The following is a 14,851-nucleotide window of genomic DNA, read 5'->3' on the forward strand; positions in this document are numbered from 1 at the left end:
CAGCATCGGACTTTTCATTCTAAAGTCCGATGCTTTTTTTTACTGAGTTTGGTTTAATGAATAGTAAATGAAATTAAGGAGGTTCACTTGTGAAAAAACAAAGAAATTGGGGCATGATTGTTTTTGGTAGTCTATTGATTGGTAGCGGCATAGTTAGCTTTGGTATTCGAAATGCTATCCATAGTTATGACGTACAAGCCTATGAACAACCGACAACCCCTATTGAAGACAATTATTATGAAGAAGGTCCTTATACCGAATTTTCCTATCGAGCAACACAACAACTAAAAGCAGACGGCATCAAAGTCCCCTTATATTTACAAACTGATGAACGCTGGAAAAATGAAGTGATTGATTATACCAACTCTTTAACGATGGAGACACACGGTAGTGCCATTGCATCGATGATGATGGTTCTCTCCTATCAGCAAGAGTTGGATTATGATTATGAAGTCATTTATGAGTTAATCTCTGAAGATTATTTTAACTCTGATAATACACTTAAATGGAAATTTTTCGAACAAGCTAGTGAAAACTATGGTATTTCTATCAGTAATTTAGGCTATCACTACGAAGAAGCTGAGACCCACTTGAAAAACGGTGAACCTGTCATCATAGCCTTAACTCCTGACGATTATTCAAATGAACACTTCGCCGTCATTGTTCGCACAAAAGATGGGAACCTACGAGTATTAGATCCTTTAGATTCACCAGATACAGAACACTACAAAAAAGTATACACACCTTCCGAACTAACAAACACGATTCAAAACTATTGGGCAATCATTTAATTGATTGCTTTTTTTATTGTGAATTTGTAATCAAGATTCTTTTCCTCTATACTAGAGAGAGAATATAATGGAGGGATTTTTATGAAAATTGGAATACCAAAAGAAATCAAGAACAATGAAAATCGTGTTGCGTTACCGCCATCTGGTGTCTACGAATTAATTCAAGCTGGACATCAAGTGATTGTCGAAACCAATGCCGGTGTGGGTTCTGCGATTTCTGACGAAGAATACCAACAAGTTGGAGCAACGATTGCTCATGCAAAAGATGCTTGGTCCGCTGATATGGTCTTGAAAGTGAAAGAACCGCTCCCAGAAGAATACGCCTATTTCCGTGAAGATTTATTATTGTTTACTTATTTACATTTAGCAGCTAACAAGCCGGTTGCTGACGCGTTATTAAAAGCCAAAGTTAATACGATTGCTTATGAAAGCGTTCAACTAAATGACCGTTCACTCCCTTTACTCGCTCCTATGAGTGAAATTGCTGGTCGGATGGCAGCACAGATTGGGGCAGAATTTTTAGAAAGTCCTCAAGGAGGCAAAGGTATCTTATTGGCAGGTGTCCCCGGCGTTCGTAAAGGCAATGTGGTCATTATCGGTGGTGGGGTCGCTGGAACGAATGCAGCAAAAATTGCTTATGGATTAGGTTCAAACGTAACTATTCTGGATGTGAATATTAATCGTTTGAAAGAACTAGATGCGCAATTTAACGGACAAATTCAAACGCTATTGTCAAATACCTTCAATATCCATCAGCAATTACGAACTGCCGATTTAGTGGTAGGTGCTGTCTTACTTCCAGGTCATAAAGCGCCCACTCTAGTAACACGGGAAATGGTTCGTGATATGCCTGACCGTTCAGTTATCGTTGATATCGCCATTGATCAAGGAGGGATTTTTGAGACAGGAAGTCAAACAACCACACATGATAATCCAACCTACATTGAAGAACATGTCATCCACTATGCCGTAGCAAATATGCCGGGAGCAGTTGCCCAAACAGCCACTTACGCACTGAGCAATGCTACCTTGCCATTTGCTAAAAAGCTCGCTAATGGCACATTTGAACAAGTGATTAAATCCGATGCTGCCCTTTTCCGTGGCGTGAATACTTACCGAGGCCACTTAGTTCATGAAGCTGTTGCAAGTGACTTGTCTTTACCTTATACCTCATTAAATGAACTACTCTAAAAAAATAGCCTTCTTGTAAAAGGTCCTACAAGCGAATATTAAGCCATTCTACCTATTTATTGGTACAATAAAACATATAACTATAAATAGAGGAGTTGTTTGGTATGAAAAAGTTGTTAGCTTTGGGAATGACAATCGTTGCTCTAGTTTTTATGGTAGGTTGTAATAGTAGTAGTAGTGAAGAGAAAAAAGTATTTGTCTCAGAAACGGAAGGTTATACCTCTGAAATTACTTATTATTACAAAGATGATGACGTAACGCGACAAACCACGAAAAATTTGGTTAGTTACGAGTATCTAGGTGCTACAAATGCTGCGGAAGCAGAAGCAACACTTGAACCGTATGCTAGTCAGTATCGTGATGTTAAGGGAATTGATTATTCTATTGATTACGAGAGGGATCCGGTTGTTGAAGAAATTACAATTACCTATGCTGATATCGATTACGAACAGGTTAAAAACATTGATGGTTTTACTATTGAAGGTGATATTAGCCAAGGAATCAGTATGAAAAAAAGTGAAGAACTAATGCTAAACCAGGGATATACATTGAAAGAATAAAAAAAAGGTGTTCATGCAGCAATCGCATGAACGCCTTTTTTGTTATTTTGCATGGTACTGAATCACATCATTTAATGCTTGTGCTGCGCCTGCATGTTTGTCATCATAATAAGCAGTGAAACGCTCATCAGCAACATACATCATTCCCAAACCTTTGTGAGCTTCAGCTGAGTATGCCGGCCAAGTGAAACTCAACCATTTTTTGTGTAATTCACAAATTTCTTTTGCAAGATCACTTTCAATTTCCGGTTGTTGTAAATACATCTCGATTTTTGCAAATAGTTGTGTTTCTGTCTCCGTCATTTCCTGCATTTGTTCTTCTGTTAAGTTCAAATATTTTTGATTTGAACGTTCCACGGTTTCTTTCCCATATTTCTCACGAATTTCTTCGCCGTATTTTGCTTCATTTTCTGCAATTTTTTGTTCTTTAAACGCTGTAAATTTTTCTTGATCTGTCATATCAATCTCTCCTTTATAATAATGCATTGTTTGTTGAACAGAAGCTAACAAACGATCAATTTCTCGTCGTTTTGCTAATAATTTTTCTTGATGCTCCATTAAGGCTTGTTCAACATTAAAGTCAGGATTATCGAGAATCTCTTTAATTTCTTCTAATTTCATATCTAGTTCTCGATAAAATAAAATTTGTTGCAATCGATTGACTTCTTGTTGACCATAGATACGATAACCCGATGAATTAACTCTTGCTGGTTTCAGCAAATCAATTTCATCATAAAAGCGTAATGTCCGTGCACTGACACCCGATAAATTGGCTATTTTTTTTATCGTATATTCCATGTCTTATCCCTCCTGACAAACTTATCATAAACCTTTTCGTTACGAGAAGGTCAAGTAAAAAAATTTATTTTTTTGCTTGTACCTTTTTTTATTTCATGTACAATACAAGAGATGTTCTAAAAAAGGAAGTGAATAGGAAAAACAATGAAAAAATTTATTGGAGATAAAGCTTTTTATCGAACGGTATTAACGATTGCAATTCCAGTAATGATTCAAAATGGGGTAACAAATTTAGTCAATTTTTTGGATAATATTATGGTTGGACAAATTGGTACTGAACAAATGTCTGGCGTAGCAATTGTTAATCAACTTATTTTTGTTTTTAATTTATGTATTTTTGGTATTGTTTCAGGTGCTAGTATTTTTGGCACTCAATATTATGGAAAACGTGATTTTGTGGGGATGCGAAATGCGTTTCGTTTTAAGTTAGTTGCAGGAATTATTGCTTCTTTACTGGGTATGCTTCTACTTTTCACTATGCAGATCCCTTTAATCTCATTGTTTCTGCACAACGATGGTACCAGTAGTAATTTAACACTTGCGTTACAATCTGGACAAGCCTTTTTAGTAATCATGTTGGTCGGTCTAATTCCCTTCTCTATCTCGCAAGCCTATGCAAGTACCTTACGGGAAATGGGAAAAACGATTGTCCCGATGTTTGCAAGTAGCGTGGCCGTAGTCACAAATACGCTTTTAAATTATCTATTGATTTTTGGAAATTTCGGTGCACCCCAACTAGGCGTGCAAGGAGCCGCAATTTCAACCGTTATTGCGCGAATCATTGAATGTGCAATTATCGTTGTTTGGGTCCACCGCCACAATATGGATAATCCATTTATTGTCGGTGCCTTTCGCAATTTTCATATTCCTAAACAACTGATCCAACAAATCATCAAAAAAGGTTCTCCTTTAATGTTAAATGAAGTTCTTTGGGCCTGTGGTATGACAATTGTCTTACAAGCTTACTCTATTCGAGGATTAAGTGTTATTGCAGGAATGAATATTGCTTCAACAGTATCGAATATTTTTAACATTATTTTCTTAGCCTTAGGTGGATCTGCGGCAATTGTAGTGGGACAATTATTAGGTGCAAATAAAATGGCAGAAGCTAAAGACAGTGCACGCAAACTGATTTTCTTCTCTGTAGTAAGTTGCACGATTATGGGAATTATTATGATTATTATCGCTCCTCATTTTCCAGAAATTTATAATACAAGTCGTGAAGTGAAAGATTTAGCGAGTCATTTTATTATGATTGGCGCAATCTGTATGCCATTTTATGCGTTTAATCATGTCAGTTATTTCGTCTTACGTTCAGGTGGTAAAACGATTATTACCTTTTTATTTGATAGTGTCTTTATTTGGGTCATTGTCTTACCATTAGCCTATCTATTAAGTACGCATACCTCTCTACCAATCATTTGGGTGTATTTCATTTGCCAGATGACCGAAGCCTTAAAATGTATCATTGGTTATTTCCTAGTGAAATCTGATGCTTGGTTAGAAAATATTGTTGTTGAAGCTTAAAAAATAAACCAGCCAAATGATATCGAGTGCACAGTTTAGCTCTACATCATTTGGCTATTTTTTTATTTTTCTAATGCAATTAAGACTGCTTTTTGTGAGTGGATTTCCGTTGTATCAAATACTGGCAATGAAACATCTGCTTGCTGAATCAACAAACCAATTTCCGTACAACCTAAAATTACGCCTTCTGCTCCTTCTGCAATTGCTTTGTCGATTATTTGACAAAACACGGCTTTAGAAGATGCTAAAATTTTCCCATGACATAATTCTTCAAAAATAATTTGATTGATACGCTCAATATCTTCATCCGGTATCCAAACATCAATCCCACTATCAATAATTTTTTGTTTATAAAAATCTTGTGTCATCGTGTATTTTGTTCCTAACAGTGCTACTTTTTTTATGCCGTGCTGTTGAAGTTCTGCAATGGTTGCATCTGCAATATGCAAAATAGGAATCGACAAATTCTTTTCAATTTGAGGAACAACTTTATGCATCGTATTCGTACAAATCATTAAAAAATCAGCCCCTGCTTGTTCTAATTTTTGGGCTTCTTTTTCTAAAATTTCTCCACTTTTTCCCCATTCATTCGCCAGTTGGCACTTTTCAATTTCATCAAAATCGACACTAGCTAATAAAATCTTAGCAGAATGTAAACCGCCTAATTGTTCATTAATCAATTGATTGATTCGTGTGTAATACGTCACTGTACTCTCCCAACTCATTCCACCGATTAAACCGATTGTTTTCATTGCTCCACCTCCATTAATTTCTGATAGTTTAACACAATTCACGCTAACTTAAAAAAGAGCTTGCCTGTTAGGGCAAAGTAAAAAAATCGTAGCAGCCCTTCTGAAATACTCCTTTTTTACTCAGACATTTCAATAGAACTTTGACATAATTTTATAAATGATTCAAAGGACTGTTGTCTAGATAATTTTTTAACAAACCTAACTTCGTCTAACATGTCTACTAATTGAACAAACAGCTCTTCAAACATATCTTCCCTTTCTTCCTTCAAAGAAAGCAACAATACCAATTTCACTTTTTTCCCATCCCAATCAATTGCCTTATCCAAAAAACAAATTGACACAGCATTTCTCTTCGCACATCGTTTAATTGCATGAGGAATCGCAAAATAATTACCGTAAGACGTACTTGAAAGCATTTCACGTTTCCAAACTTTCTCATAGTAATCTGGTTCACAGTAATTCTTATCACTTAATTGTTCACATAAAAAAGCAATGACTTCTTTTCTGGTTTCAAAATTCATATTGGGAAAAAATAATTCTCTTTTGAAAAAAGTATCTAGTACCGTCAGTGTCTTTTCTTGTCTCAAAAAAATTTTTTCAATTTGTACAATATCTTCATCAGTTAGAAATGACGAATATTTAAAAATAGGTGTTTTACTATTTTTTTCCAATGATTCTGAGGTAATAATTAAATCAATGTCAGTCTCATCGCATAATGACATTTGTAATGCAGAAACAAATTTTACAATTTCAATCGTATAATCCGTAATTTTAGATAATTTTTTTTGGATTATTCTCTGACTAGCAATACCATACGGACAAACAACCACTACTTTTTTCTTCTTGCCTCTATTCAATGTTTCTGAAGCCGATAAAAAATGTAAAGCAATATAAGCTATTTCATCATCAGGAAAAATGATAGCTAGCTCTTCTTGAACCAGTGCCGCAACATAGACACTAATATTATAAATAAAAGGAAATTTTCCTTTCATTTCTTCGATTAAAGGATTGGTTAAATATCTACCTTGTGTTCCTCTGGTATATAAACCGGAGAGATGCAATGTCAAATAATTTTTAAATTGTTCATCTGTTGAAAAATCAATTCGATACAATTGATGAACTTTTTCTAAGATATCATCAACAAATTTGGTTAAATAAGCTTCCTCTGTTCCTTCTTTATAAATTTTCCCAAGATATAGTCGTTTGATATAAGGTATCTCATTTTCAGGTAATAAAATACCTAACTGCTCTTTTAGTCGTGCGATCAAAGCAACGGCCATTCTATCACTTAAATTTTCCTGAAGGTTTCATCACTAGCATTAAAAATCCCGTAATGGCGAACATGATTGGTCGTAGCACGTCTTCTTCATAATGACGACATAAAAAGTACGTAACACCTAAACAAATATATAGTGACATAGCACTTAAGGTTATACCACTAAGCCAATTCAAAATCATACTATTATTGTTCGCAAACTCAGCCCATGCTAAAAGAAAACTATTCGTTGTATCATCGGTTACCGGCGCTGCATTAATAATAATTGGAATCGACCCAAATAACGTAATTGGTAACATAGACATAAAGGCATCTCGTGTTGCTTTTAAGTGTCGTTGCTGACTTAATTTATTTGCAAGAGGAGAAATATATTTATCCATACTTGCACTTAATGATTCAAAGCCCATATAGTTATCCTCCAATTATTTTGATAATATCTTCGTAAACACCTTTTCCATCCATGATTCCATATTTCATAGGAGAAATTGCTTCAACAGGTACACTGACACTTGCGGTTATTTGAGGCAGTAAAAAACGAATTTGAGGTCCAATTAAAACAAGATCTGCGCCTTCCAAATAATCTTTGTATTCTGATTCACTGTAAGCTTTAACCTCTAGAGAATTATTTGAAGCTGCTTCAATTTTTTTTGCCAACATTCCAGTAGACATTCCTGCATTACAAATTAAAATAACTTTTTTCATTGTACTCATTCCTTTTCAAATTTTCTACGTTTGATTATTTTTGCATTACTTTCAATCATCTCTTTGAACCAATAATAAGATGCTTTGGGTTTTCTGATTTGTTCATTTCCAAAATCAACAGCTACTAAGCCATAACGTTTTTCGACACCATTTTTCCATGAATATAAGTCAAAAGATGCCCAGGCATAATACCCTCGAATATCTACACCTTTATCCATTGCATTCATGATTGCATTAATATGATCGTTCATAAATTCGATTCGATAATCGTCTTGTACACAGTCTACCGTGACATCTTCTCGAACACCTACGCCATTTTCAGTAACAAAAATTGGTAATTCATATCTTTCCCATGCTTCAATTAACCCATCTTGCAATCCTTTCGGGTAAATTTCTGTATCCCATGCTGTATATTCACTATTTGGATCTTTGACTTGCTCAAACCAATCCTTAATAATCACTTTACTTTGACCTTTTTTACCTGAATGGTTGAATATCAGTTGTGTTTCTCCTTCTGTATAAGGCTTTACTAACGTACGTGCATAATAATTTAGTCCAATAAAATCGACGGTATAGTTTTTGATAACCGCTAAATCTTCTGCTTTCATAAAAGACACGTCATATTTTTCTGACAATCTAGCAATCAAATCGATTGGAAATTCTCCTAACGCCGCCGTATCTAAAATCCAATTATTGCAATAATTATCAGCATAACGCATCGCAATTTTCGTTTCAATCGTATCATCCACGCCATTTACAGGTGTATAACTATGAACAATTCCAATTTCACCTTGATAATTCCCTGCTCTAAAAGCTCGGACAGCTAACGCACTTGCATACATGACATGATAAGCACCATATATCGTTTTTTGAACATCTTGTAAACCCGGAGGATAATTACCAATAAAATAGCCATTTACAATAAACCATTTTGGTTCATTAAAAGTAGTCCAATAGCTAACTTTATCACCAAAATGTTCAAAACAAACTTTAGCAAACTGTTCAAACGCGTAACACGTTTCTTTATTTAACCAACCACCTTCCAATTCCCAATACTGTGGCAGATCCCAATGATAAATGGTTACAAATGGTTCAATCCCATATTTTTTACACGTATCTAAAATACGATGATAAAAATCAATTCCTTTTAAATTGACGGTTCCTTCTTTATCCTTAATAATTCTTGGCCACGATAGAGAGAAGCGATAAGTATTTTGTCCGCCTTCTGCCATCATTCTGATATCTTCTTCATAACGATGGTAATAATCACTTGCTACATCACCATTTTCTAAATTGTTTTCATGTAAATAGCAATCCCACATTGAAGGCTGTTTATCATCAATATCCCAAGCACCTTCACATTGGTAAGAAGCTGTAGCCCCACCCCATAAAAAATTCTTATCCATTAAAACTCTCCTTCCATTTATATAGTTCACCAATATCACCAATCAATTCAATAGCAATATCTGTTGAGGATAGATGCCCCTCTGCATGTACCAGTAACAAATCAATATTTTCCATACGTTCAGCTGCAGATAATTTCCGTAAAAGTTCCGCATGGGCTTTTTTTGCTAAAATAATTTCTTCGCGAGCTTCTTGGTACTTTGCTTCATATGTTAAGCTATCACCAGATTTAACTGCAATCATCGCTTCAAAAGCAGAGCTCTTCGCATTCCCCGCATGTAAAATGATTGCCATCGAGTCCAACTCTGTATTAATTTTATTCTCCATAAATTCAACTCCTTATCTTTCTTACACGCTTAGTATAAAACGGTTTCATTACACAATGAAATCATTCTTTTCCACTAGTAAAGTGGAAAAAGTTGGTGCAAAAACTTAAAAAGCTATCTCCTTAGCGTATCAGTTAACAACATGATAACCGTCTTCCCATAATAATTGACCCGCTACAATTACTAACTATGGGAAAAATGTATTAACACCCAAAATATAAGAGGAAACACAACAAATGAATACAAAAAGACCGTCACCTTTCATAGTAGTTAGGTGACAGTCTGAGAGATTCAATCTATAAACTATTTTTATCTTTCTTCATCTCATCTTAGTTACTACCTCTTCAACTAAAATGCTAGATAATATTTGTATTATCGATACAGATATTTTTCGAACCTATTTCCCAGAATATAGTGTATATAGTAAGAAAGAATTAGAGGTAAAATCAAATGGCTAGAAAAAAATTATACAAAATTTTCAAAAAAATTCCCGCAAATAATTTTGCACTGTCTTAAAATATGTTGCAGAAGAATCAACCTGCAAACAGCGTAAGATTGCAGGTTTAGATAAATAAAACAACTTCCCAGTGTTAAGCTCCAAACAGTGGACCTCTCGTCAATAGGACAATGAATATTTTTAGAACTACTCTTTGATTCTCAGAACGAAATTTTTTTGCTGATACAAGTAATCACACTCTCGCTTGACTATGCTTTTCAAATATAACTATAGACTAGCTTATGTTTGAAAAACACGAAAAAAGCGACTAAAAAGTCGCTTTTTTTTAAGAAAATCTTGGTGTATCGGCTTCTTTGACTTGAATTTTAGTGTGCCAAGAGCTGGCAGTTTCTGCTAAGACAGCGTTCAACTCTTCAATGTTTTTGCGTCCTTGTGTTTGCAACCATTGACGTGCTGCTTCTTCTCCTGCTGTTACAAAAGGTTCTACGCCATTTGCCCAGGTTGCACGACCACATAGTACACCATTAAATGTCGAACCTGCTTCTTTAGCAAAACGTAGAGTTTCTTGGAATAGTTCCGCACTAACGCCTGCACTTAGAAAAATAAATGGTAAATCCGTTGCTTGGCTTTGTTCTTTGAAATAGTTTAAGGCTTCTTCTCGAGAATAAACCACTTCTTCGCCATACCCTTCAACATAATTCATGTTCACAGGGACTTCCATTTTTAAGACGTCTACATTGTAACGTGGCTTAGAAAATTCTTTCATCATTTCATTCACTTTGTGTGGTTTTACTTGAGCGTATTCTTTTGAACTAGTATCTGCAATAGTTGCATCATACGAAACCAATTCTAAAAAGAACGGTAATTCTTCGGCCACGCATTCTGAACCGATTCGTTCCATATACGCTTTCTTTTGATCGTTGATTTCATCACTCTCATCAACATCGTAATACAATAAGAATTTACATGCGTCTGCACCAGCTTCTTTTAGACGTTTGACTGACCAAACATTCAAAGAATCTGGCAAACGACCTGGTGTTGATGCATCATAGCCTGTTTTTTCATATGCTAATAGTAACCCTGCATTATCTGAACGTGAGCTGGCCGCTGGTAATCCGTATTCGGGGTCTAGCAAGATGGATGTTGCATAAGGCGTTAATTCTTCTGAAACCAATTTTTTGAAGTCTTCAATATCTTTATCTGTTGCTTCTTTGTAGTTGTTAATCATTTTTTTCAATGCACCACGTTGATCAATCGCTAACGCACCGATGATTCCTGCTTGATTACTTGTATTTTTTAATTTTTGTAACTGATTAACACTAATTTTTTTCATTTGATTATGCCTCCAATTTTTCTGAAATAAGTGTTGCTAATGCTACTGGTGAATCGGTTGCGACAAATTCCTCTTTAAAATCTGATTTCATCAACATTCTTGCGACTTGCGAAAGAACTTTTAGATGCGTTGAACCACTTTCAGCAGTTGGGATGAACATCGCAATAATATATTGCGTTGGTTGACCATCCATACTATCCCATTCAATTCCTTGTTTTAGTTTAATCACAAGAATCGCTGGTTTCGTAATAGCATCACTTTTGGCATGCGGAATAGCAAACCCATCCATCATTCCCGTCGTGCCTTCTTCTTCTCGTTTTTTTAAAGCTGACTGTACATCTTTTTTGTTTGTCGCAATCTGTCTAGCGACTGTTGTTTCTGATAAAAAATCAAAAACATCTGCTTGTGTTGTTAAATCTAAATCAATAAAAATTAATTCTTCGTTGACCATTTTTTTGCTCCTTTACGCTGCTTTTTTTACGCGATTTTTTTGTAATAGTCCTAATAATAAGCCACCGATAATTGAACCCACTAAAATGGCTAATACCCATTGCCATTTACCTGTCACAACTGGTAATACTAAAAATCCACCATGAGGAGCAGGTACTTGAACGCCAAACATATACGTTAAAATTGCTGCAATTGACGAACCAATCATCATAATGGGTAAAACACGGACAGGATCCTTCGCTGCAAAGGGAATCGCTCCTTCTGTAATGTGCGTTGAACCTAAAATAAAGTTCACGAGCCCCGCATTGCGTTCATTTGCTTCAAAATATTTACCAAAGAATAATGTCGCAAACCCCGTAATTAACGGTGGAGCAATACAAGCAGCTGAAACACCCGCCATAAAGGTGGTATTCCCTTGTGCTAATAAAGCTGTTCCTGTTACATAAGCAGCCTTATTAATCGGACCACCCATATCAAAGGCACACATACAGCCTACAATTAATCCCAAAATTAAAGGATTCGAGTTCTCAAAACTTGCTAAAAAGTCCATCATTCCTTGATTCACTGCATTCATTGGATCCGCCAATAAAGACATAATCACACCAATAATTCCAACGCCAATTACTGGATATAAGAAAATAGCTTTTAAACCATCCAATGATTTCGGTAAAAATTTCAATCCTTTTTGCAAGGCAACCACTAAATACCCGCCAAGGAAACCAGACAAAATCCCACCTAAAAATCCGGTACCACCAGCCATCGCTACTAAACCACCCACGAACCCAACGACCAAACCTGGACGTTTCGCAATGCCTTCTGCAATATAAGCAGATAACACTGGAACCATCATTCCCATTGATGCGTCACCGACACTTTTTAGCATTGCTGCTGTTGGATTGTATTGATCACTTGACGGGTCAAATGAATAGACTCCCCAGATGGCAAATGAAATAGCGATCAGTACACCACCTGCTACGACAAACGGCAACATATGCGACACACCATTCATCAAATTCTTATAAATACTTCTGCCAATGCTCATACCTGAACTGCTGTCTTCTACTTGTTGCTCTTTTTTGTCTGTGTCTGAAACCAGAACTTTCCCTTTACCAGCCAAGGCATCTTCAATCAAGCGATCAGCTTCTTTAATGCCCGCACTAACAGAAACATCAATAATGCGTTTGCCAGCAAAACGTTCTGGATGAACATCTTTGTCTGCCGCAATAATTACTACATCTGCTTCTGCAATATCTTGCGGAGTTAGCTCATTTTCAATTCCAATTTGACCATGAGTTTCAACTTTAATGGACACATTTTTACGTTTTGCGGCTTGTTCTAATGCTTCTTGTGCCATGTACGTGTGTGCAATACCTGTCGGACAACCTGTCGCTGCAATAATTTGATAGTTTGCCATCTCTACTTCATTCCCCACTAATTTTTATTTGTTTTTCTAATTCTTCTACATCTGAAAAATCCGTAATACCTTTTCTGAACGCTGTGGAACTGCCTGCAGCTAAACTTTTTTTTAGCGTTGTTGACAATTCATCATTTTTTAAAATCCCTGCTAAAAAAGTGCCCAACAAAGTATCGCCCGCACAAGCTGTATTGACAACTTTTCCTTTTGGTGAATTTCCATATAAAAGAGCGTCTTTACTAAAGAAATATGCTCCTTCTCCGCCTAGAGAAAGCAAGACATTTTGAGCGCCCAATGCCACTAGTTTTTTTCCGTAATGAAGGTAGTCTTCTTTTGTATCAATGGTGACACCAAACCAAGCTGCCAACTCTTCTTCATTTGGTTTCAATAAAAAGGGCTGATAAGGTAAACATGCCAACACTTCATTGTAGCTACTATCAATAATTAAAAAAACCTCTCGTTCCTGACAGCGTTTGGCAAGTTCAATTAAAATCGTTGGTGCAACGCCTTGCGGTAAACTTCCTGAGACACAAAGAAAGTCGCCTGCTTGTAATTGCTCAACTCTAGCTAAAAATTGAGTGACACTTTCTTCAGGTATTTCAGGACCTTTGTTTACAAGTTTAAATTCCTCTTGTGTGTCATTTACTTGGGTAAAAACATTGATTCTAGTTAAGCCCGGTACGTCAATAAACTCCGTACCAATCGCTTTTCCTCTTAAAAAATCATCAATATATTGTCCTGTAAACCCTGCTTTAAATCCTAAAGCTGTATTTTCAATCCCCAACATTTTTAAAACTAGTGACACATTAACACCCTTGCCATTCGCCTGAATATCGTCATCTTGCGTACGATTCACCACAAACGGTTTTAACGAATCCGTTTCAATAAATAAATCAATTGCTAAATTCAAAGTACATGTATAGATATTCGACAACTTGCTTCCCTCCTATCGATATATTCATTATGGCGCTTTTTTTATTGAAAATGTTTTCTTAATCCTAGTAAAAGCTTGGAAATATTTTCTAAATGAGGAAGATTCCTAGAAAAAATTACTTTTACAAACTAAAATAAAGATACCTAGAGAAAGGAAGATGGTAATGGAAGTTAAACTTAGTGAAACAGAGGCCTACCTGTGGAAATACATCACAAAAAACATTCACGAAATCCCGAATCTCTCCATCATCAAATTAAGCGAGTTGGCAAATGTATCCACTTCCACGATTGTGCGTACGATGAAGAAAAAAGGCTATGAAGGATTTACGGCATTTAAACATCATTTAAAAGACGAGCAAAATACAACGATTAATTTTGCAAATGTCGAAAAAATTGATAGCGAAATTAAACGTTCGATTTTAAAAAACGAACAAGAAGTCATTCGTACATTAAATATGATTCATACCGGTGTGATTGAAGATGCGATTCAAAAAATCCAAAGCTCTGAACGGATTATTATTTTTGCTAGAGGGTTTTCAGAATTAATTGCAGAAGAAATGAAGATCAAATTTCAATTAACAGATAAATATTGCGAACTGCATACGGATCCAAATATTATTAAAACGATGAGTAAGCATTTAAAGAAAACAGATATTGTCATCTTTGTCTCACTCAATGGTGAAACAGAAGAATTAGTCGATGCTGCACAAAATTGTTACCAAAAAGAAATTGGAACTATCGCGATTACAACCAATAAAGAAAGTCCCTTATCCCATTTATGCGAATTAGTATTGGTCGGATTCAAATCTGAAATTTCATTTTTTCCAGACTACGAAGTCCGTTCCCGATTGCCCCTTTCTGTTATTGCTAGAATTTTGTTAGACTCTTACGTTATTCGAATGAAGCAAGAAATAAAACGTTAAAAAAAGACCGTCAC

General features: G+C 35.7%; 16 protein-coding genes. 5 read left to right on the top strand and 11 right to left on the bottom strand.

All coding sequences use genetic code 11. The annotated features are described in order from the left end of the window. Nucleotides 1–89 precede the first annotated feature (89 nt). From AC4BC7_RS07305 to AC4BC7_RS07315, 3 genes are all read left to right on the top strand, one after another. Nucleotides 90–791: a C39 family peptidase gene (locus AC4BC7_RS07305; RefSeq protein ID WP_207941248.1), complete on the top strand. Its 702-nt coding sequence runs from the start codon at nt 90–92 to the stop codon at nt 789–791. A gap of 81 nt (nt 792–872) precedes the next feature. Next, nucleotides 873–1,982, top strand: a complete 1,110-nt coding sequence (gene ald / locus AC4BC7_RS07310) for an alanine dehydrogenase (protein WP_207941249.1) — start codon at nt 873–875, stop codon at nt 1,980–1,982. A 104-nt stretch (nt 1,983–2,086) separates the two neighbouring features. Continuing rightward, on the top strand, nt 2,087–2,542 hold the full coding sequence (locus AC4BC7_RS07315) for a DUF1307 domain-containing protein (protein WP_207941251.1): 456 nt from the start codon (nt 2,087–2,089) through the stop codon (nt 2,540–2,542). 42 nt (nt 2,543–2,584) lie between these two features. Here AC4BC7_RS07315 and AC4BC7_RS07320 read toward each other — a convergent pair whose 3' ends face one another. Next, nucleotides 2,585–3,340: a MerR family transcriptional regulator gene (locus AC4BC7_RS07320; protein ID WP_207941252.1), complete on the bottom strand. Its 756-nt coding sequence runs from the start codon at nt 3,338–3,340 to the stop codon at nt 2,585–2,587. A gap of 144 nt (nt 3,341–3,484) precedes the next feature. On the opposite strand from AC4BC7_RS07320, the gene AC4BC7_RS07325 reads away from it, so the two are divergent. Then, nucleotides 3,485–4,867, top strand: coding sequence for an MATE family efflux transporter (locus AC4BC7_RS07325; RefSeq protein WP_490504258.1), 1,383 nt, complete (start codon nt 3,485–3,487; stop codon nt 4,865–4,867). 62 nt (nt 4,868–4,929) lie between these two features. Here the strand turns inward: AC4BC7_RS07325 and AC4BC7_RS07330 are convergent, their stop codons facing one another. The 10 genes from AC4BC7_RS07330 to pfkB all read right to left on the bottom strand — a co-directional run bounded on the left by AC4BC7_RS07330 (nt 4,930) and on the right by pfkB (nt 13,915). Continuing rightward, a complete protein-coding gene (locus AC4BC7_RS07330; protein WP_490504259.1) occupies nt 4,930–5,619 on the bottom strand; it encodes an aspartate/glutamate racemase family protein in 690 nt (229 codons plus the stop codon). A gap of 116 nt (nt 5,620–5,735) precedes the next feature. Further along, entirely contained in the window at nt 5,736–6,899 is a 1,164-nt protein-coding gene (locus tag AC4BC7_RS07335; RefSeq protein ID WP_490504260.1) for a BglG family transcription antiterminator, read from the bottom strand. Between the two features lie 4 nt (nt 6,900–6,903). Continuing rightward, on the bottom strand, nt 6,904–7,302 hold the full coding sequence (locus AC4BC7_RS07340; protein ID WP_490504261.1) for a hypothetical protein: 399 nt from the start codon (nt 7,300–7,302) through the stop codon (nt 6,904–6,906). 4 nt (nt 7,303–7,306) lie between these two features. Further along, on the bottom strand, nt 7,307–7,597 hold the full coding sequence (locus tag AC4BC7_RS07345; protein WP_207941258.1) for a PTS sugar transporter subunit IIB: 291 nt from the start codon (nt 7,595–7,597) through the stop codon (nt 7,307–7,309). 5 nt (nt 7,598–7,602) lie between these two features. After that, nucleotides 7,603–9,003: a glycoside hydrolase family 1 protein gene (locus AC4BC7_RS07350; RefSeq protein WP_490504262.1), complete on the bottom strand. Its 1,401-nt coding sequence runs from the start codon at nt 9,001–9,003 to the stop codon at nt 7,603–7,605. After that, nucleotides 8,996–9,328 carry a PTS lactose/cellobiose transporter subunit IIA gene (locus AC4BC7_RS07355; RefSeq protein ID WP_207941262.1) on the bottom strand — a complete coding sequence of 111 codons (333 nt, stop codon included), beginning with the start codon at nt 9,326–9,328 and terminating at the stop codon, nt 8,996–8,998. Before AC4BC7_RS07355 ends, AC4BC7_RS07350 begins: the two co-directional genes overlap by 8 nt. A 781-nt stretch (nt 9,329–10,109) precedes the next feature. Next, nucleotides 10,110–11,117, bottom strand: a complete 1,008-nt coding sequence (gene lacD / locus AC4BC7_RS07360; RefSeq protein ID WP_490504263.1) for a tagatose-bisphosphate aldolase — start codon at nt 11,115–11,117, stop codon at nt 10,110–10,112. 4 nt (nt 11,118–11,121) lie between these two features. Beyond that, entirely contained in the window at nt 11,122–11,568 is a 447-nt protein-coding gene (locus tag AC4BC7_RS07365; protein WP_207941266.1) for a fructose PTS transporter subunit IIA, read from the bottom strand. Between the two features lie 12 nt (nt 11,569–11,580). After that, nucleotides 11,581–12,981: a PTS fructose transporter subunit IIC gene (locus tag AC4BC7_RS07370; protein WP_490504264.1), complete on the bottom strand. Its 1,401-nt coding sequence runs from the start codon at nt 12,979–12,981 to the stop codon at nt 11,581–11,583. A 7-nt stretch (nt 12,982–12,988) separates the two neighbouring features. Then, nucleotides 12,989–13,915, bottom strand: coding sequence for a 1-phosphofructokinase (gene pfkB, locus AC4BC7_RS07375; protein ID WP_207941270.1), 927 nt, complete (start codon nt 13,913–13,915; stop codon nt 12,989–12,991). A gap of 163 nt (nt 13,916–14,078) precedes the next feature. Here pfkB and AC4BC7_RS07380 point away from each other — a divergent pair, with 163 nt between their 5' ends. After that, nucleotides 14,079–14,837, top strand: coding sequence for a MurR/RpiR family transcriptional regulator (locus AC4BC7_RS07380; RefSeq protein WP_207941272.1), 759 nt, complete (start codon nt 14,079–14,081; stop codon nt 14,835–14,837). The last annotated feature ends 14 nt before the right edge of the window (nt 14,838–14,851 follow it).

Source organism: Enterococcus sp. AMC1623 (genome assembly GCF_058216495.1).

Excerpts from the sequence above, each read along its gene's own strand:
- ald (WP_207941249.1), top strand. The coding sequence starts at position 873 with ATGAAAATTGGAATACCAAAAGAAATCAAGAACAATGAAAATCGTGTT.
- AC4BC7_RS07315 (WP_207941251.1), top strand. The coding sequence starts at position 2,087 with ATGAAAAAGTTGTTAGCTTTGGGAATGACAATCGTTGCTCTAGTTTTT.
- AC4BC7_RS07320 (WP_207941252.1), bottom strand. The coding sequence starts at position 3,340 with ATGGAATATACGATAAAAAAAATAGCCAATTTATCGGGTGTCAGTGCA.
- AC4BC7_RS07325 (WP_490504258.1), top strand. The coding sequence starts at position 3,485 with ATGAAAAAATTTATTGGAGATAAAGCTTTTTATCGAACGGTATTAACG.
- AC4BC7_RS07330 (WP_490504259.1), bottom strand. The coding sequence starts at position 5,619 with ATGAAAACAATCGGTTTAATCGGTGGAATGAGTTGGGAGAGTACAGTG.
- AC4BC7_RS07335 (WP_490504260.1), bottom strand. The coding sequence starts at position 6,899 with ATGGCCGTTGCTTTGATCGCACGACTAAAAGAGCAGTTAGGTATTTTA.
- AC4BC7_RS07340 (WP_490504261.1), bottom strand. The coding sequence starts at position 7,302 with ATGGGCTTTGAATCATTAAGTGCAAGTATGGATAAATATATTTCTCCT.
- AC4BC7_RS07345 (WP_207941258.1), bottom strand. The coding sequence starts at position 7,597 with ATGAAAAAAGTTATTTTAATTTGTAATGCAGGAATGTCTACTGGAATG.
- AC4BC7_RS07350 (WP_490504262.1), bottom strand. The coding sequence starts at position 9,003 with ATGGATAAGAATTTTTTATGGGGTGGGGCTACAGCTTCTTACCAATGT.
- AC4BC7_RS07355 (WP_207941262.1), bottom strand. The coding sequence starts at position 9,328 with ATGGAGAATAAAATTAATACAGAGTTGGACTCGATGGCAATCATTTTA.
- lacD (WP_490504263.1), bottom strand. The coding sequence starts at position 11,117 with ATGAAAAAAATTAGTGTTAATCAGTTACAAAAATTAAAAAATACAAGT.
- AC4BC7_RS07365 (WP_207941266.1), bottom strand. The coding sequence starts at position 11,568 with ATGGTCAACGAAGAATTAATTTTTATTGATTTAGATTTAACAACACAA.
- AC4BC7_RS07370 (WP_490504264.1), bottom strand. The coding sequence starts at position 12,981 with ATGGCAAACTATCAAATTATTGCAGCGACAGGTTGTCCGACAGGTATT.
- AC4BC7_RS07380 (WP_207941272.1), top strand. The coding sequence starts at position 14,079 with ATGGAAGTTAAACTTAGTGAAACAGAGGCCTACCTGTGGAAATACATC.